This window comes from Actinomadura sp. 9N407, assembly GCF_044326315.1.
Lineage (GTDB): Bacteria > Actinomycetota > Actinomycetes > Streptosporangiales > Streptosporangiaceae > Spirillospora.
In genome coordinates this window covers 314193-332386 of the sequence record NZ_JBIRAW010000007.1, presented here as the reverse complement: position 1 = coordinate 332386, position 18194 = coordinate 314193, and the positions used below count along the sequence as shown (strand labels likewise).

Annotated in this window: 16 protein-coding genes; 3 read left to right on the top strand and 13 right to left on the bottom strand. The window is 69.9% G+C overall.

All coding sequences use genetic code 11. From position 1 onward, the window contains the following. Positions 1 to 190: 190 nt before the first annotated feature. A complete protein-coding gene (locus ACH34Q_RS14240; protein ID WP_395983349.1) occupies positions 191 to 1720 on the top strand; it encodes an LCP family protein in 1530 nt (509 codons plus the stop codon). 15 nt (positions 1721 to 1735) lie between these two features. Here ACH34Q_RS14240 and ACH34Q_RS14235 read toward each other — a convergent pair whose 3' ends face one another. The 4 genes from ACH34Q_RS14235 to ACH34Q_RS14220 all read right to left on the bottom strand — a co-directional run bounded on the left by ACH34Q_RS14235 (position 1736) and on the right by ACH34Q_RS14220 (position 6938). Then, a complete protein-coding gene (locus tag ACH34Q_RS14235) occupies positions 1736 to 2236 on the bottom strand; it encodes a prepilin peptidase (RefSeq protein ID WP_395983348.1) in 501 nt (166 codons plus the stop codon). A 256-nt stretch (positions 2237 to 2492) separates the two neighbouring features. After that, on the bottom strand, positions 2493 to 3569 hold the full coding sequence (locus tag ACH34Q_RS14230; protein WP_395983347.1) for a hypothetical protein: 1077 nt from the start codon (positions 3567 to 3569) through the stop codon (positions 2493 to 2495). A gap of 12 nt (positions 3570 to 3581) precedes the next feature. Next, positions 3582 to 5321, bottom strand: coding sequence for a substrate-binding domain-containing protein (locus tag ACH34Q_RS14225; protein ID WP_395983346.1), 1740 nt, complete (start codon positions 5319 to 5321; stop codon positions 3582 to 3584). 684 nt (positions 5322 to 6005) lie between these two features. Continuing rightward, the gene (locus tag ACH34Q_RS14220) at positions 6006 to 6938 is read right to left on the bottom strand and encodes a glycosyltransferase family 2 protein (RefSeq protein WP_395983345.1); all 933 of its coding nucleotides are present in this window, start codon (positions 6936 to 6938) and stop codon (positions 6006 to 6008) included. Positions 6939 to 7368: 430 nt separating this feature from the next. Between ACH34Q_RS14220 and ACH34Q_RS14215 the strand changes: the two genes are divergently transcribed. Then, positions 7369 to 7728, top strand: a complete 360-nt coding sequence (locus tag ACH34Q_RS14215) for a hypothetical protein (RefSeq protein ID WP_395983344.1) — start codon at positions 7369 to 7371, stop codon at positions 7726 to 7728. A 268-nt stretch (positions 7729 to 7996) separates the two neighbouring features. Here ACH34Q_RS14215 and ACH34Q_RS14210 read toward each other — a convergent pair whose 3' ends face one another. Then, positions 7997 to 8545, bottom strand: a complete 549-nt coding sequence (locus tag ACH34Q_RS14210; protein ID WP_395983343.1) for a GtrA family protein — start codon at positions 8543 to 8545, stop codon at positions 7997 to 7999. A 194-nt stretch (positions 8546 to 8739) separates the two neighbouring features. Here ACH34Q_RS14210 and ACH34Q_RS14205 point away from each other — a divergent pair, with 194 nt between their 5' ends. After that, positions 8740 to 10620, top strand: a complete 1881-nt coding sequence (locus ACH34Q_RS14205; RefSeq protein ID WP_395983342.1) for an arabinofuranosyltransferase — start codon at positions 8740 to 8742, stop codon at positions 10618 to 10620. Positions 10621 to 10645: 25 nt separating this feature from the next. Here ACH34Q_RS14205 and ACH34Q_RS14200 read toward each other — a convergent pair whose 3' ends face one another. The 8 genes from ACH34Q_RS14200 to ACH34Q_RS14165 all read right to left on the bottom strand — a co-directional run bounded on the left by ACH34Q_RS14200 (position 10646) and on the right by ACH34Q_RS14165 (position 17864). Next, positions 10646 to 12163: a hypothetical protein gene (locus tag ACH34Q_RS14200; RefSeq protein WP_395983341.1), complete on the bottom strand. Its 1518-nt coding sequence runs from the start codon at positions 12161 to 12163 to the stop codon at positions 10646 to 10648. Between the two features lie 65 nt (positions 12164 to 12228). Continuing rightward, positions 12229 to 12621 (bottom strand): hypothetical protein, encoded by a 393-nt coding sequence (locus ACH34Q_RS14195; RefSeq protein ID WP_395983340.1) that lies wholly within the window; start codon positions 12619 to 12621, stop codon positions 12229 to 12231. 9 nt (positions 12622 to 12630) lie between these two features. Then, positions 12631 to 13227, bottom strand: a complete 597-nt coding sequence (locus ACH34Q_RS14190) for a hypothetical protein (RefSeq protein WP_395983339.1) — start codon at positions 13225 to 13227, stop codon at positions 12631 to 12633. Then, on the bottom strand, positions 13215 to 14624 hold the full coding sequence (locus tag ACH34Q_RS14185; RefSeq protein ID WP_395983338.1) for a hypothetical protein: 1410 nt from the start codon (positions 14622 to 14624) through the stop codon (positions 13215 to 13217). The genes ACH34Q_RS14190 and ACH34Q_RS14185 overlap by 13 nt, the downstream gene beginning before the upstream one ends. Positions 14625 to 14775: 151 nt before the next feature. Then, complete coding sequence (locus ACH34Q_RS14180) at positions 14776 to 15255, bottom strand: DUF3592 domain-containing protein (RefSeq protein ID WP_395983337.1); 480 nt, start codon at positions 15253 to 15255, stop codon at positions 14776 to 14778. 2 nt (positions 15256 to 15257) lie between these two features. Next, a complete protein-coding gene (locus ACH34Q_RS14175; RefSeq protein WP_395983336.1) occupies positions 15258 to 15683 on the bottom strand; it encodes a hypothetical protein in 426 nt (141 codons plus the stop codon). Between the two features lie 19 nt (positions 15684 to 15702). After that, positions 15703 to 16269 (bottom strand): hypothetical protein, encoded by a 567-nt coding sequence (locus ACH34Q_RS14170; protein WP_395983335.1) that lies wholly within the window; start codon positions 16267 to 16269, stop codon positions 15703 to 15705. Next, positions 16266 to 17864: a hypothetical protein gene (locus tag ACH34Q_RS14165; RefSeq protein WP_395983334.1), complete on the bottom strand. Its 1599-nt coding sequence runs from the start codon at positions 17862 to 17864 to the stop codon at positions 16266 to 16268. The genes ACH34Q_RS14170 and ACH34Q_RS14165 overlap by 4 nt, the downstream gene beginning before the upstream one ends. Positions 17865 to 18194: the final 330 nt, after the last annotated feature.

Sequence of the window (18194 nt, the reverse complement as noted above, 5' to 3'; positions counted from 1 at the left end):
CGCCGCCACCCTCGACGGCCGGCGTCCGTTGGAACCATCGCGCACATCACACGTTCGATGGCAACGGTTCGGCACGATCGGGCATCCAACAAGTGAAGGTCAGGAAACCGACATCACAACCGCCCCCGATTAAACTGACGAACCACGCAAAGCACGCGCCCTGGACAGGGCTTGCCCGAGACGGGACCGGATGAGCGAGAACGAGCCCCGCCGCGACGGCGTGGAGGACGACGCCGGCACTCCTGCCGATGGCAGGGTGGCCCCCGCCCCGGCCACCGAACGCGCGACGGGCGAGTCCGCCCCCGAGGACGGCTCCGCGGCACCCGCTGAAGACGGCGCGGGGGCCGGACGGAGCAAGCGCAAGGTCCGTACCAGGAAGCAGAAGATCCTCCGCCGTACGGCCCTCGGCGCCGCGGTGCTCCTGCTGGCCACCGGGGCCGGGGCGGCCGGGCTCTACTACGACATCATGGGCGGCATCGACCAGAAGGACGCCAAGGCCCAGCTGGGCACGGACCGTCCGAAGAAACTGAACAAGTCGCTCAACATCCTGCTGCTCGGCTCCGACTCCCGCGCGGGCGACAACGCCCGCTACGCCGTCCCCGGAATGAGCGGAGCCCGTTCGGACACCGCGATCCTGCTGCACCTGTCCCCCAACCGCGACCAGGCGGTCGGTGTCAGCTTCCCCCGCGACTCGATGGTGCAGATCCCCAGCTGCAGGAAGGAGAAGGGCGGGACCGTCCCGGCGCAGTTCGGAATGCTGAACGCCGCCTTCGCGTACGCGGGCCCCACCTGTACGTGGAAGACCCTGGAGTCGCTCACCGGCATCCACATCGACCACTTCGTCCAGATCGACTTCGCCGGATTCAAGCGCATGGTCGACGCCCTGGACGGCGTCGAGGTCTGCGTCGAGAAGCCGGTGAACGATCCCCGCGCCGAGCTCTACCTGAAGGCCGGCAAGCAGACCGTCAAGGGCGATGACGCCCTCGGCTACGTGCGCGCCCGGTACTCCCTCGGCAACGGTTCGGACCTGGAACGGATCGAACGGCAGCAGAAGTTCATGGCCTCGGTCGTCGACAAGGCCACCAGCAGCGAGATCCTCACCGACCCCGGCAAGACGTACAAGTTCCTCAAGGCCGCCACCAAATCGATGACGACCGACGACGAACTCGATCTGGCCGCCATGCGGCGGCTGGCCGAGGGCCTGCGGGGCATGAGCGCAGGTCAGGTGCGGTTCGTCACCGTACCGGTCGAGCGGTACGCCCCCGACCCCAACCGCGTCCAATGGAACAAGGCCGCCGCCCGGCCGCTCTTCGAGGCCATCAAGCACGACAACGACCTCCCCGCGCCGGCCCGGCCCACCAAGCCGCAACCGGCCCTCCCCTCCCCCGCCAAGGTGAGGGTCACCGTCGTCGACGCGGGCGCCGACGACAAGCTCGTCAAGCGCATCACCGACCAGCTCAAGCGCCGCGGCTTCAAGGTGGCCAAGAAGGCCGAGAAGGCGCCTGCCGGCACCGAAAGCCGCATCACCTACGCCCCGGCCACCGAGGCCCAAGCGTCCGCACTGGCCAGGATCGTCCCGAACGCGCAGCTCACCGCCGACGCCAACGCCCCGAAGGACGGCGTCCGGCTCATCATCGGCAAGCCCGGCGTCCGGCTCGCCCCGGCGACCATCAAGAACATCAACGGCGGCGTCAAACCGGGCCAGAATCTCTGCAAGTAGGCTCCGCCGATCGCCTCAGGCGTACGCCACCACACCCACGAGAGCCCCCAGGAGCATGAACGGCCCGAACGGGATCGTCTCCTTACGCCCTGCCCGGCGCAGCACGAGCAACCCGATCGAATACAGCCCGCCGAGCAAGAACATGGAGAACACGCCCAGCACCCAAGCATCGGTCCCGAACCAGCCGAGGTAGAGGCCCAGCACCCCGGACAATTTCACGTCCCCAAACCCGAGCGCGTTGGGAAAGCAGAACCACTGGACGGCGAAAAGGGCCCACAACGCCGCCAGCCCCACCAGGGCCGCCACGAACCGTCCGCCGCCATCCTCCACGAACGGCGCCGCCGCTCCCAGCAGTGCGACACCGATGGGGTACGACGACAGCGTCAACGGGTCAGGCAACCGCTTCAAAGCCACGTCGACGAACCCCAGCGCCGTACCGACGACGCCCAGGTAGAGGAACGCGACCAGCTCGGGCCGCAGCCCGACCCGCCACGCGATCAGACCTCCGACCACCACGGCGACGATCCCCACCGCGACCCGCCGCGCCCTGAGCGGCTCCGTCCAGTCCGCCCGAAACGACCACGCCGATGGCTCGACAACCGATTCCGCACTCACCGAAAGATCGCCTCCGTAGGATCCTCAAGCCCCATAAGACCACCCGGCACACGGCCAAGGTAAAGCAGATCCATCACCAGAACCGCCCGCCCAACGCCCCCGAGAACGTTCCTGGACGACACCAGCACGGCACTGTGCTGTGCTGTGCTGTGCCGGCTTACCTGAGGCTCCAGCGATACAGTTCCTGCCGGCCACCCATCAACCACGTTCCGTCACCCAACGGGTACGAGTCATACAGCTGGGAGTCCCGTAGAGGTATCGGATACTTGATGTGATGGCAGCCCGCACCACGTGTCACCGACCAGTGACTCATTCCCCGCCAGTCGTCCCCTCCCTCCTCATAGGGATCCTCGTCCTCCAGCATTACGAGCAGCGACTCGTCGTCCATCAGTCCGCCACCGTCCCAGGAGATGTACGGATCGACATGGGAGGGCCCATCATCGGGCTCGGAGCTCAAGATTTCGGCCAAGGACAGCTCCGAAACGGTCGTACCGTTCCGCGCATCATGCCAGCGCACATCGGTCCTCCGGCCGGAATCGTCCAGGCCGACAGTGACCAGCAGGGACCGCGCAGCGCTGTACGAGAGGAGCTTGCGCTCGGACAGCAGCGACACGGTGCGGCCGTCGTGGCCGAGCGTGAACGTCACGGGCCGCACGGACCCGCAATTCGAGATCGCCACAACTTTCCCATCCGACCCCAGAATGGGCAGAACACCCTGGTTCTCGCCCACGAGGGGGACCACCATCCGCTCGATCTCCGCGCCCCTGGTGTCGAGGAGCGCAAGGCTGACGGCGCGCGACGGATCGACCTGGCCGTCCCTCTCGGGATCGACGGCGACGACCAGCCACACCTGCGGCTCTCCCCGCGGTGAGCGGCACCAGGTAGCCGACATCACCGGCCGCGAATCGACTCGCGGCATCGGCAGCTCCCACAGCCGGACTCCCTCTCGGGTGACCATCTGGTAGCGGCCTTCATCGGTGAGCACGGCATGCGAAAGGTCGTACGCAACCGGACGGTACCCGACCACCGGCCCGGTCGTGGGCCCGGGAAAGACCGCCACCGGGTCGGCGACGTCTCCGCCCCCGCCGGGCAACTCATGGACGACAAGGGCCTCGCCGGTACGCACCAGCAGCCGCGGAACGGGCCCCGAGGGATCGACGATCACCTGTCCGCTGCCGAAGTAAGGGACGTCGCGCGTACGGTACTCGGCCACGAGCCGCGGAATGACCAGCACAGTGCGTTCCACTCATCCCGTCGGGCACTGACGCGGGTCGTCACAGATCTTCAACGCCGCCGACCGCCTGAACAACTCGCGGATCTGCCGCGGATCCTGGATCTGGTACGCGGCGCCCCCGGTCACCGTGGCGATCCGCTGCAGCGCCGGCAGATCGACGTCCGGTCCGAACGCCAGGCCGATGACCTGCACAGGCTTCGCCGGGTCGTACTCCTTCTTCAACTCGGCCATCAACTTCTGCTCGGAGATGCCACCCGCGTGGTCATGGCGCCCATCGGTGAGAACCAGGACGAAGTTCAGCATGTCCGGCCGGTAACCGGCCTTCACCGAACGGAACGCCGCCAGCACCGAATCGTGCAGCCCGGTGTCGCCATCGGGCTTGGCGCGCACCTGTCCCAGCGTCCGTTGAAGGTCCGCCCGATGGGTGCCGCCATCCTCCAGGGCATCCAGCCTGCCCATCGGGCTCAACTCCCGGTACGGGAGCGCGCCGTTCATTCGGGTGGCGAATGTCCAGACACCCACCTCGGCGGTGTCCGGCAGCAGCGCCATTCCGCCGTTGACCTCGCCGGCCGTGACCGCCATCCGGGTCCGGCCGGTCCCCGGCACGACCTCGTTCATCGAGCCGGACACGTCGATCAGCGCCAGCATCCGCGTGCCGAGCCGCATCCGCCGCCACATCTCCAGGACTTCGAGCACCGACCGCTGCGCGCCCGGCCCGGCATCGACGGCCGCTCCCGCGAGCCCCGTGACGTCGGAGATGGCCTTCACCGGCGCTCCCCCAGGAGCCCGCAGGCCGACCTTCGCCAACTCCGCCCGCCCTGCCGCCGAGCGCATGGCGGCCGCGAACCCGCGTGCCGCCTGTGCCTTCTCCTTCGAGGCCGCCACCATCGGGAAGTCCAGGCTCAGCGTACGGTCCGTCGGCATCAGGGTCTCCAAATGAGAGGCCCTGGCCGCCCAGACCGCCTGCTCGGGAACGGCCACCACCGGGGTCCGCCCGCCGCCGCCCGCGCCGAGCCCCTGCAATGCGGCGAGGGCATGCGGCGCCACGCTCCCCTGCCCGCCTTGCAGGATCCTGGTGAATCCGGCCAGCGCTTTCTCCCCGTCGCCGGCCGCTTGCCGCGCCATCAGCAACGCGACCATGCCGCTGGCGTTGTGCTGGGGCTCAGCGATGCGCAACATGTGCCCACCCGTCCCCTGCGCCAGCCCCTGCCACGACAGCGGGCCCCGCATCGCTCCCTTCGGCCGTACGAAGACCACGGGTGACTCAGCGACCTGCGCCACCTTCACTGGTGCCGCGGCTCCGGTCCGTCGGGCGGCCTGCCCGACGACGGTGAGCCACATCGACGAATCGAGCACGTACGCGTCGGCTTTCACGCCACCTTGGTCACCACCTAGCGACGTCACCATCCCAGGCGACGGAACGCTGCCGGCGACGACCTGGAGACAACCGCCGTCGACCTCGTGCTTCTCAGCGTTGAACCGCCGCGCCACCGCGTTCACCGCAGGTGCCACCGCCGGATCCACCGCCACGTTCAGCCGGACCGTACCGCCGCATCCCGCGGTCACCTGCGCGACCACCGCCACGGCCGTCGCCGCCACCAGCACTCCCGCCACCACGATCAGGGCCCAGACCGGCGGCCGCTTCCTCTGCCTGTGCGCGGTCGGCGGCAGCGACGGCCCGGGCGGCGCCAGCGCGATCATTCCCTGCAGCACCGGTGCCGCGGATACCGGCTGGGGAACGGCGACCGTCATCGGAACGGGCGGGGCCGCCGGCGGAATCGGCTGCTCGACCGGTGGGGGCGGCGTAGCGAACGCATCAGGGACAGCGGGCGCGGCGGGGCCGGCGAGCGCGGCAGGGCCAGTGCTCGCGGCAGGGTCAGTGGGCGCGGCAGGGATGTAGGGCCCCGGCTGTGCGGCGGGAGGGATCTGCGGGAGCTGTATCGGGAGCGGGCTCGCATACGTCCAGGAAGGCACTTCCGAAAAGGCCGTGTCTTGCGCCGGCGCCTCCGCCTGCTGCGGCTCCGGCGGCACGGGGTGGCCCGGCTGGAACGTACCGGTGGTTTCGTCGGCCGGCTCGCGGGGCGCGAAGGGGACCGACGGCTCGTGGCGCCGCACCGGGGGTGGTGCGGCCCGTTCCTGCTCGAAGACGGCGTACGGGACGGCGGGCAGCACGACGTCCGGCATCTCAGGTGGCGCCGAACCCGAACCCGGAGCCGATTGCGATGCTCGCGTGCCGTCCGGTTCTAACCCAGCGGCGTGCTCAGGCGTGACGGAGGGTGACGGGTCATCGGGGTCTTCATCGGGGAGCCGCATGATGGGCCCAATTGAAGCCGCCGGACGCCACCCCTCGCATGGGCCCGTGGGCCCAACGCCCACCAGGATCGCGATCCGGGAGCGCCGCGGACGGCGGGCTCCGAACGCCGGCGCACCGGTCCCTCAGTCGGGCGTCGCCTGGATGTCCAGGGTCAGCGCGTGCACCAGCATGTTGATCCCGACAAGGAGGGGGCCGACCGCGAGCAGCACCGTACCGGCGCTCGCCGTCGCCGTCCCCAGGCTGTGCAGCGTCACCCAGACACCGATGACCGCCCCGATGAGGCACAGGAACAGACCGGTGAACAGCATCAGCGCGACGGGTGAGAAGGACGGCACGACGTACTTGCGGACGATGCGCCGCCAGAACCCGAAGACTAGGAGCCTGCCGATCTGCGGAATCACCCGGTGCAGGCGCATTCCCGAGACCTCCTGACCGTAGACCGCCGGTACCGGGACGTCCTTGGCCCGCACGCCCGTGATGTTCAGCCAGATGAGCAGGTCGTTCTCGAACGCGTACCCGGAGGCCAGGCGTCCGAGGTCGAGACGCGCCAGCGACTCGCGGGTGATCGCGGTGTAGCCGTTCTGCGGATCGAAGAGGTTCCAGTAACCGCTCGCGAGCTTGGTCGCGAAGGACAGCACCGTGCTGCCCAGCAACCGCGACAGTGGCATCCCGACCAGGCCCGAGCGGGCGAAGAAGCGGTTGGCCTTGGTGAACCCGTAGCCGGAATCGGCGATGGGATCGAGCAGGGCCGGCAGGTAGTCGGGGTCCATCTGAGCGTCGCCGGCCATGACCACGTTCACGTCGGCCCCCAGGCCCACGGCGGCGCGGTGGCCGTCGACGATCGCGCCGCCGACACCGGTGTTGCGCTCGTGCCGGACCAGGACGACCCGGGGATCGTTCTCGCCGGCCACCCGCTCGGCGGTCTCGTCGGTCGATGCGTCGTCCACGACGACGATGTGGTCGACGAACTCCGGCATGCTCGAGATCGTCTTGCCGATCAGCTCCGCCTCGTTGTGGGCCGGGACCACCGCCGCGACGACCAATCCCTTATACATTCGCCCCCTCCAACCCGGCCGCGTCCTGAACGCGCAGGACAGGTTCGAGCGCCGGCGGGTCGAGACCATCGCGCGGCAGGTCCGTCCCGATCGCGGCATGCCACCCGCCGGGCGCTCGGGTATCTCCGAGATATACCTAAGCATCCGGTGGACATCTCACGGGAGGGCAGCGCGCCCTTTCAGGCCCCTGATGGGCCTCGAAATGGGTCTGGGGACCCATTCGAGACCTGGTCGCCACAAGGCCGTGGACCCAAGCGCATCGAGATCCCTTTCCGACCATTCAACGGTCCCCGGGCAACCGGTAGATCGGCCATCGAAGATCGGGCCCCATGGCGCCCGGTACACCGAGCGTTCAGCCGCCCAGCGCAACGGAGGTGGAGCGTGACGCTTCCGGCTGCTGTCGCGGCGCGCGGTCGACGCGCTGCTCCGGATGCCCGAGCGCAACCGCTTCTCCAAGGGGCTCTTCTCCTGGATGGGCTTCGAGTGCGCGGTCGTCGAATACCGCGGCACAGGCCGCTCGACAGGCCAGAGCAAATGGACGTTCGGGCAATTGGTGAAATACGCCATCGACGGTGCTCCCTCCTTTAACAGCAAGCCTTTGCGGCTGGCCATATATTCGGGTATGGGCGTCCCGTTCCTGCCCGACTACTACCTCTACTTCGCCAGCCCGCCGGCGCCCCTGGTCGCACTGTTCCCGCCGGACCGGATCGACGCGGCGATGTTCGCCATCACCGCCGCCAAATGGCGGCGGTCGTCGCCCGGCTGCGGGCGGAGGGTGCCGTACGGGTGACGGTGGCGGGCCATCGGCTGAAGGCCGAACTCCCGGCCGGGACCCGCGGAGTGGCCGTGATCTCGATTCCGCTGGTGGACGGCTGGACGTGCGCGGCCGGGAACGGCCCCGCGCGGCGTCCCCGCAGCCACGGGGGGCTCATGGCGGTGCCGATCGACGGACCCGCCGGCGGCCCGGCGCCACGGATCGCGTGCGCTTACTCCCCGCCGGGTCTGCGTCCGGGTCTGGCCCTGGGTGCGCTCGGGTTCCTGGCGATCGCCGCGCTGGCCTACCCGGAGGTCCGGCGCCGCGCGAACCGCCGCCGACGACGCGCGCCGGATACACCGGTCTCCGGCGCGGCGGCGGCCGATCGGCCGAACACCCACGTCCGGTAGGCGACGTAGTTCACCACCACGAGGCCGGCGGTCGCGATCACCTTGGCGGCGAGGTACTGGACGCCGAGGGCCGCCAGGCCGGGGACCACCAGCGCCGTCACCGCGATGTTGACCGCGACCAGGAACAGGTAGCGGGCCAACTGCCGGCCCACGGCCGTGGCCGCGGCGCCACCGAACGCCCAGAGCCGGTTCAGCCCGAAGTTGACCGCGAGGGCCATGAGGTAGGCCGTCACCGTCGCGGCCGGAAGCCACACTCGCAGCACGCCGTGGACGGCGTACAGCGTGCCGAAGTCAACAACGAAGCTGAGGCCGCCGATGACCAGATAGCGCAGCAGGCTGTGCTCGAGCATCCGGTGGACGAGCGGCCGCCCCTCGCCCGGAGACGTCGCCGGGGCCGCGTCCACGACGATCCTGCCCTCCCTCTCGCGCGCCACAGGAGTCATCCGCGACCACGATCGCGCCTCGCGCCCTCGGCGGCGCGCACATCGGGATCGTCTCCGGCCTTCTTACCGGCCGACGCTAGCCGGGGGCACGGGCTGGAGCCAGAGTCCGAGGCCCCCGCGTGCGGCCCTGCCTGGGGCCAGCTTTGGGCCCGCGGGCCCAGATAGGCGGGCGATCACCACGGTTGGATGGGCACATGCCATCCGAACCGTCCACCGGCCGCGTCCCGGCCGCCGCCGTGGCCTGGCTCGTCTACCTGGCGACGGTGCCGGCCGCTTTCGCGGCGCCGGCGCTGCTGGACCTGGACCCCTTCGAGCCGCGCGCCCCCGGGCTGCTCCTCAACGTGTGCGTGGTCGCGGCGGCGGCCCTGGCCGTCGTGGCGCTGCGCCGGCGGGGGCCCGCGTTCATCGCCGTGGTGGCGGGGCTGCTCTCCTCGTACCTGGTACTGGTCATGCGTACCGCGCTGCACGGCACACCGTTCGGTTACGGCGGCGTCCACGGTGACACCGGGCGCATCACGGCCATGGCCGTGCACTACGAGCATTCCTGGGCGACCCACGACGGGATCGTCGGGACGGCCTCGGAATACCCCCCGCTGTTCCCGTTCCTGGTCGGCAAGGCCGCGATGCTCGCCGACGTTCCGGCCTGGCGGCTGCTCGGGCATGCCGAGATCCTGCTCGTCTCCGCCTCGATCGTGGCCGGCTTCGCGCTGTGGTCGCGGCTGGTCTCCCCTGTCGTGGCACTGGCGGCCAGTGTGGCCGTCCCGTTCGTGTTCGGCGTGCCGTCCAAGCCGCACGAGGTGCTGGCGCTGGCGGTCTTCCTTCCGCTGGTCCTGCTGACGGTCGCCCGGCCGCCCGGGGAACGGCTGCACTGGCTTCCCGCCGGCGTCATCGCCGGTGCCCTGTGCCTGACCTACCACGCGTGGGTGGTCTTCTCGGCTCTCGGTCTGCTCGCGCTGGCGTGGTGGACCTGGCGCCGCGAACCCGACCGCCGGGCCTACCTGCTGTATGTGGGACGGATAGTGGCGGTCATGGCGGCCGTCACCGCCTGGTACACCGTCCCTTACGTGTCGGCGATGCTCACCGGAGGCCAGCAGGTCGGCGACACGTTCCACAGCGCGCGGATCTCGGAGAACCCCTTCCCCTTCCTGAAACTCGGGCTCACCGGCCTCCTCTGCCTGGCAGGGCTGGTAGGACTGCTCCGCTACGCCCGTACCGCCTGGTGGGCGCCGCCTCTTCTGGCCGTCCTGGCGGGCAGTTACGCCTACCGTGCGATAGGCATGGTCCGCTGGGAGACCACCGGTCGCAGCGGGCTCTACTACTACACGGCACCACTGATCGAACTGTGCCTGATCGTGGGGCTGGTGCTGAGCGTCGCCACGATCGCGCCGCGGCTGTCGGAACGGATGAGCCCCGCCGTCGCGGCCCGTTCCGGAGTCCTCGGGATGACCGCCGTCGTGTTCTTCGTCGCGGCCGGCTCCACGGTGTCCTGGATGCCGGTCACCCGTGTCGGAACGAACGCGAACGGCGCGCTCGCCGCGCTGGCCCACCACCAGCGGCTCCCTGGCGGAGGCCTGCCCGCCGGCCGTCCGGGTCCGGGCACGGGCGATCCGAGCACGGGCGATCCGGAGGCGTTGGCGGCATCGGTCGGCATCGTCGACTGGGACTTCCTGCCGGTAGCAGCGATGGAGCGCCAGGTGAGAACGGTCCGCCCGGCCGACCGGTACCCGCACGTGCTTTCCCACGACGAGCAGATCCATGCCTTCCTGCCCTGGCGCGGGTTCATCGGCGTGGACCGTACCGGCGCCCAGGGCCCCACCCGCTATGACGACCGCCACCGGGAACTGGTCCGGCTGTCGCGCCTCAGTGACCCGGTGGCGTTCGCGAACGCCACCCGGCGCACCCGGTTCGGTCCGATCGACGTGTTCGTGCTGCGTCGCGGCACGGACGGGACCCTGGTCTGGAAGGGGCTGCGGGTACCCGAGGCGGTGCGGTTCCAGCGCGGGCAGTTCGCTCCGGCGGCATTCCACGTCGTGAACCTGGAACCGGACGTCTTCCTCGCCGTGCGGCGGCCCTGACGCCGTCAGCACGGTACTGGCGCCGTCAGCGCCGTACCAGCACCGTCGCCTGCCGGTCCCGGTGAACGGGCCGCCAGCCGGGATCGCGCGCGAGGATCTCCGCGAGGACGGTACCGGTCTTCCACACGACGACCTCGACCCGGTAGCGGTCGAAGACCCGTTTCCAGCGGGCGTCGCCGTCCCGTATCGCCATGTAGTCAGTGGTGAACGGCACCGGGTACATGTCGAAGCGATCGTCGACGAACACGTGCTGGCGGGGCCAGTACGCGTGGATCACGTAGGCGCTCCACGTTTCGTGGGTGAACAGCCGGCGTCCCAGCAGGCCCTCCCGCTCGACGACGCGCATCGCCGACACCGGGTAGTCGCTCAGGTCCAGCGGGGGCCTCGCGAGCGTCTGCCTGGTGAGCAGCGGGACCAGCAGCAGGACCGCCGACACGGCGGCGAGGTTTCGGCGGGTATGGCGCCGGACCGCCGGACCAGGCCGTCGCGCCGGTAGCAGCCGTACCGCGATCGGCAGGCCGACCAGGGGCGCGATGGCGATGTTCCGGAGCGCCCACAGCGACAGCAGCAGGAACGCGACGCCCACCAGCAGGTCGCGTCGCGGCGGCCGCTCGCGCGCCAGCGCCGCGAGCGCTGCGAAGACCGCGATCCATACGGCGAAGGCCATGCCGGCCTGCGTCCGGAAGTCGGGTGACATCCATTCCTGCACGTGCTCGAGCGCGTCGCCCTTCGCCAGCAGGTCGGCCGGGAACAGGACGAGCTCGGCACCGAAGGGGTTGGCGAGGCAGGCGACCAGTCCCAGGGCGGCCGCCCGGACGAGCGTGGCCTCCCGTCCCCGCCAGGGCGCGTGCCCGTCCAGCCACCGGCCCGCCAGGTGCAGGCCGAGATAGGCGAACCCCAGCGCGAACGTGCCGTGCGCGTTGATCCACAGGCACATCAGCACCGGCACCCAGACGAGCGGCCGCCGTCCCGGCCACGACTCCGGTACCTCGACGATCCAGATCAGTACCAGGAAGGCCAGGATCCCGAAATGCAGCGGACGCTCCACCCAGAACAGCGACGAGGCGAACACCGCGGGCAGGACCACCGGGAACGTGCGGGCGCCGCCGCTCACCCGGTCGGCCAGGAGGAAGGCCAGGCAGGCGATCGCCGCCCCGGTGGCCGCGTGCAGGATCTGGATCCCCACCGGGCCGGTCGTCCGGTCGAGCGCGGCGTAGAGCACCTCGACCAGCCAGGACTGGGTGATCCACGGCGCGTCGGGCACGGTGTAGGTGTAGAGGTCGTGGCGCGGGATGCCGTGGTCGAGGATTCGGTTCCCGGTCCGCAGATGGGTCAGGAACGAGTTGTCCTGGAGCCGGGCCAGCCCCGCGATCCAGCCGAACGCGGCCCAGAACAGAGCCGAACGGAGCCGCGGAGACAGCGGCGGAAGCGGGCTCCCGCGCCCTCCGGGCGAATCTCCGGGGTCCTCGGGCCGTTCGGACGACCGCGTGGACGCGCCGGAGGAGACCGCCGATGGGGAGGCATCCCTGTCGGATACTGGCACGGCCGGACCTTAGCCGCGGCCCGGTCGCGGCGGCCAGGGTCCGCAGACCCAAACCGAGCCCTCTTCTAGGGCGTGCGGCGCCTTCTGCGAATGAGAACGAGAAACCCCCATCCGGCGGCTGCCCCGGCAAGGGCACCGACCGTCCCCATGGCGGTGGCGCCCGCCTGCCCCTGAGCGATACCGACCAGGAGCTGGGCGACGACCGCCAGGCACGGGATCGAGAAGATCGCGATCGCGTTGCGGGTACGGCGGTCGCGTTCGGACGCGGGATGGGCGGCGGCGGCCAGCACGACCATGAGGAAGAACGCGGCCAGCATGGGCAGCGCGTTCCAGAGCAGGGCCCCGTCGCCGCTGAAGTCGTCGTCCTCGGCACCCGCGCGTACAGCCGTACCGGCGGTCGCCGTGGCGACCACCAGGTAGACGGCGATCGCGGCGAGCCATGATCTGGCGAGGTCCATGCGCTCCCTTCAGGTCCGCACCGCGACGGTGCCGGCGATGCGGTCGGCCAGGTCGGTCGGCAGGTCGCTCTGCAGGCCGGCGATGCGGATGATCGCCGCGCTCTTGCCGTACACCACGGCGATGTCGGTGCCCCGGGCCGCGTCCTGGCCGGCCTTGCCGGTCTTGTAGGTGTAGTCGACGCGGATCGCCTTCGTGGCGCCCGGGATCCGCATCGGCCGGTTGGGGCCGCGGTCGTAGCCGGTGGCGTTCAGCCGCAGGGCGGTGGAGGCACCCGCGATGACGACCTTCGGCTCGGGGACCTGGGGCACCTCCTTGATCACGCCCACGCGCGCCGCCGCGCTGCCGGCCGCGGGCGCCTCGGCCAGGTAGGCCCAGCCGTCCGGCGGTGCCCCGGCCTTCCAGCCGGACGGGTAGGCGAAGGTCAGTTCACCGGCACTCGCCTGGGTGAATCCGGCGGGTACCGGCGGTGTGGAGGAAGCGGCGCCCTTCGGGTCCGCGCCGCCGCCGCATCCCGCCAGCAGCGCCCCTGCCAGGAGAGCCGCAGCGGCCGCGCGGGCCGGGCCCGCGCTGCCACGGGGCCGGGGTGCCGTGGTCACTGCTCGCATTCGTCCATGCTCCTGTACTGCCGCCTGCCGTCCTGTCCGGGAGCGCCGAGATACTCCGCTTCCCGGAGTTCGCGCCCGGTGTTGCTGATCTCGTAGGCGGCCCCGAGTTTCAGGCCGAACTTGACGTTGGCGCCGTAGAACTCGTCGTTCTGTACGTTGGAGTAGGTGATCTTGGAAACCTTGCCCTGGTCGTAGAGCAGTTGCGCGAGCGGGTCGGCGTCCTGCCCCGGATCGGTGGTCGGTGCCATGTCGTCCCAGGTGAGCGAGAGGGCCTGGCCCGCAGGCCCGCCGTTCATGGGGTCGAAGAGGTGCTCCAGGGCGATCTGCCGGTCGTGGTCGTTGGTCAACGGCAGCTCGGTCGTCGTGTAGACGGCCTCGCCGTTGGAGATACGGGTCTGGGTGAACGTGATCTTGGTGAGCTCGCCGTCCTCGTTCGTGGTGACCGCCAGGGCCCCGCGGGCGGTCTGCTGGCCCTGGTTCCCGTCGACGACGTGCTGCTCGCCGTAGTCGACCGCGCCCGTCAGCGCCAGGGTGACCGTGGTGTCGCCGGTCTTCTTGTTCTCCTCGTAGATGGCCCACTCGTTGCCCTGGGCGCCGACCCAGGCCATCAGGTTGGGGCTGACCTGGTCGCTGCCGCGGGTGTCGCGGGGCGGATCATCCGGGCTCCGGTCGCGGTCCTTCGGCCCGAAGCCGATGCCCGCCGTGAGCGCGCCGTAGACGTCGAGCTCGACCTCGTAGCGCTCGATGTCGGGGTCCGGGATATCCGGTCCGGCCACCGCCTCATAGATGTTGCCGCCGATCCAGCCGAGCGGTCCGCCGTTGTCCTTCACCGCGTCGATGGAGAACTGCTCGCGGATATCGCTCATGAACTGGTCGGCGTCGTCCTCGGCGTCCGGCCCCTTGAACTGCCAGCCGTCGCCGCTGCCGATCCGGAGATTGGCCTCGATGGAGGCGTCCGCGCCGATGTTGACGGCGTTCCCCCAGTTGAGGCCGGCCCCGATACCGGTCCCCACCCCGGCGATGTCCCCCTTGACCGCGGTGATGGTCACGACCTTCTCCCCGGTCCGGGGGTCCAGCGAGGTGGACCGGATGAACCAGTAGTCCTCGCCCGCCTGGAAGATCGCCACGTCCACCGATCCGGTGTAGCGGTCCGAGGTGAGCCGGGTCATGCAGGTGGGCATGAGGGCCTCATGCTCGCCCTCCTCCGGCTGCTCGCAGACTCCGAGCCCGCCGGCGGCCAGCACCTGGCAGAGAGCGGCCTTGATGGAAGTGATGACCTGCCCACCGACTCCGGAGACGACCAGGACGGTCGCCAAGGACGCGATCAGCAGCAGAACGGTGAGGTAGCTGAGCGCACCCTCACCCCGGTCACGATCTTGCCTATTGAAATTCACCATGGATTCACCTGGTGACCATCAAAGAGGCAACCTCCCCTCCAATGCGTGAGCCTCCAGACCCAAGCTGGTCCCAATTCACCGTGCTGGAGGCCCAGGCGGGCGGCCGGGAGAGGTGACCTCGCGAGGCGCCCTCGCGGGGAACGGGGGGGCGTCAGCCCTGCAGGTGGTCCCGCCAGAGGAGGTAGGTGAACGCCACGCCCATCGCGAACATCAGCACGGAGCCGATGGCGTCCACGGCGATGGGGCCGTCGATGCGCGCGTCCTCGGGGCATCGCGGGTCGTACAGGACACGGACCGGGTGCCCCACGGGCCGGCGCCGGGTCGTCTCGCCGGTGAAGAGGTGTTCACCGCCGTCGAGCGCGGTGAAGCGAATCGTCAGCTCGTACCCGGGCTCGCTGAGACTCGCTTCCTCGCACTTCTCCACGATCCCCTCCGTACCGGTGGCCCGGCCGCGGAAACGGACCGAGGCGACCAGTGCGAACGGGGCGACGATGATCAGCACCGGGCCGCCGGCCACCAGCACCGCCGGCTTGAGCCAGTCACCGGGCGCGATGGACAGGGTGCGGAGGGCGAGGGTGGCCACCAGCGCGAGCGCGGCCAGGCAAAGGACGACCTTGACGGCGTGCCGCATGCTCAGGCGTCCCGAACACGGCGAGCGCCGGTCCCGGCCTGCCGGCGGATCCTCCAGGCACCCAGCGCCGTACCGGCGAGCACGGAGCATGCCGACAGCGCCGACACCAGGGGTTGCCCGCTGGCGGCCACTCCCACCTGGATCGGCAGTCCGACCAGTAGCGGGCCGAAGCAGGCGATCAGCGGTGCCGCCTCGCTCGGTGCATCCAGATCGCGCAGCGGACGGCCCCCGAAGCGTGTCCCGGCGAAGCCGAGCATCCCGTACAGGAGTACGGCGGCCACGCCCGAGGCCCGCAGGAACCCCGGTGACCGGGACATCTCCGGATCGGCCACCGTGGCGGCGACGACGACCAGCGCGGCGAGCAGCGTCCCGCCCAGCGTGGCCGACATCCCACGGACGATCATCGCCAGACCGGTACCCACGGTCACCGAAGCACTCCGTTCCACGTCAATCGATCAGCCGGAAGGAATTGAATATCTCCGGTAGCCGCGCATGCGCGGTACCCCGCCGAGGCGAACGCAGCATGAATTCCAGGAGAATGCCGTCGTCGGTGAGCACGTACATGCCGAGCAATGTGAAGGGAACCCTGGAACCGTTTCCGTCGACCAGTTCGTAGTCGGCCTCGAACCGGTGGGCGCGCGCGGCCCCCTCCATTTCGATCGCACGGTCCGCCTTGATCGTGTACGTGTGCATCAGCGCCAGCCCGCGGAACTGGCCCAACTGCACGTTCAGGTTCTGCCCGTAATGGTCCAGCCGGCCGACATGGACCTGGCCGTCGACGCCCCCCGGAGTGGCCGGGCCCCGGAACGTGAGGATGGGGCGTCCGCGCTGGTCCTCGCCGTTCTCCCGCTGCCATCCGGTGGGATGGGCGAAGGCGTACACGTCGGTCCGGAACTCGGTGAAACCCTTCGGGACCGGCGGGTCACCGCCCGAGCAACCGGCCACCGCGACGGCCACGACGGCCACGACGGCGATGGCCCGGAAGTGGGCGAGCGCCGCTGCCGCCCCTCTCACCGGCATTCCTTCCACTCGACCCAGCCCGCCCCGGGCGTGTAGTACTGGGCGGTCGTCAGCGTGTGCTCCTCGCTCTCCCGGCTGATCTCGATCATCCCGAGCCGGCGCTTGGCCTTCGGCTGCGATCCCTGGGCCTCCAGCTTGGTGGTCTCGCCCGTGTTGTCGTAGGTCATCCGGCTCATGGTGCCCGCGCCCCGCTCCCATGCGTCCTCCACGGCGCCGGTGTCGCCGTCCCGCAGGTACTGGTCGATGATCGCGCGCCCCTCCTGGGAGGTGTAGTCGAGGTCCTTCTGGGTCACGACGCGCTGCGCGAAGAGGATCCACTGCCCGCCGGCCGTCACCTCGCCCTTGTTGTCCGGACCCGTGCCGCCCGCCTTGCCGTCGGCACGGACGTAGAGGACGTCCTGCCCGTCCTGGGTCTGGGTGAGCCGCAGCAGGTTCCCCTCTGCGTCGGTCGTGACGGCCCACTGGGTGCTGCCGCGGTGCTTGTAGTTGAAGCCGATGCTCGGATTGAGCTTGATCTGCGTCTTCATCTGCGTCCGATGCTGGGGGCTCAGCATGAAGTCATTGCCGTACTTGCCCTTCAACTGCCCCTCGATGGCGTTCAGCGCGGCGTCGAGCCCCTCTTCCAACCCCTTCTGCGCCCCCTCGCGCAGCCGCTTGGGCAGCCGCTTGATCACATCGCCGACATCGATCTGGACCGCCGCCTCGACCTCGCCGCGCTGGGTGTAGTAGCTGGTGACCTCGCCGTTCTGATGGTTGACCCGGCTCCCCGCCAGCAGCCAGCCCCGCCCCTTGAAGGGGAACTTGAGCTGGGCGACCTTGAGATCGAACTCGGCACTGCCCCGGAACCCGCCGGTCAGCCCGCCTTCCATGTACGACTCCGTCGGTTCCCGGTCGGGCTCGCTGCCCCCCATGTACTGGTCGATGTCGTCACCCACCCACGGCAGTCGGCTGCCGAGCCAGACCAGCCCGCCGGTGACCGGGTTCGTGCGCAGCCCGAACTTGATCTCGCTGCCGATCCGGTGGTCCCGCAACTGGTCGTAGAACCGCCGTGCCTCCTCCTCGCTGGAGAAGCCGCCGTAGACGTTGCCGTTGGTGAGCGTCAGGCCGCCCCAAATCCCGCCCTTGAGCGGCCCGGCCGGAACCTCCGGCGTACCGACACCGCCCTCCCCCCAGGTGAAGTCCACGACCTCCCAGGTGGACTTGCCGTCAGGTCCGATCCGCTCGATCAGCTGGAGCGTGCCACGGCTGTTGGTCCGGACGTCCACGTACCTGACCGGGACGCTGACCGTCTCCTCCAGGTACTCGCGCTTCATGTACGGGACGCAGCCACTGGAGGGGATATCCGGGTTCGCCTGCGGCCGGCCGTCGTCCGGTCCCCCGCCGGGATCGCACCCGTCCACGAGGCCGCCGGCCTGCGCGACCTTGCACACGCCCGCCCCGATGCTGCGAACGACCTGGCCTCCCACACCGGAGAGCACCAGGGCCGCCACGATCAGCGCGCACAGCAGCACCACGAGCAGATAGCTGATCGGTCCTTCGCCGCGATCCCGGTCCCGCCGGACGATCGCTCTTTCCACCCATTCCCGCACACCGGAAAGGCTGCCAGTGAAGCCACTTTTCCCCTTGAGTCCGAAGACCTATTCAAAGGCCCAATATTCCTTTTCGGCTTTTATTGTTTGGCCATTCTTTCGCAGGTATTACCGAGAATGTCACCGGTCATTCATCGGAGTCCGCGCCATCCTGCCGAAGCGCCGTACATCCCACGCCGGCGGCGGGCCCCGGCATCCGCCTCGTGGCTCTTTCAGTGCTCACCTCGCACGCCGATCGGCCCGTTCGGAACATGATTGGGTCTCTGGGCCCTGTTGATCAGCTCACCGATTGCTTAAGATCCCTGACGGTGCCTTTGTGATCTCGACTCT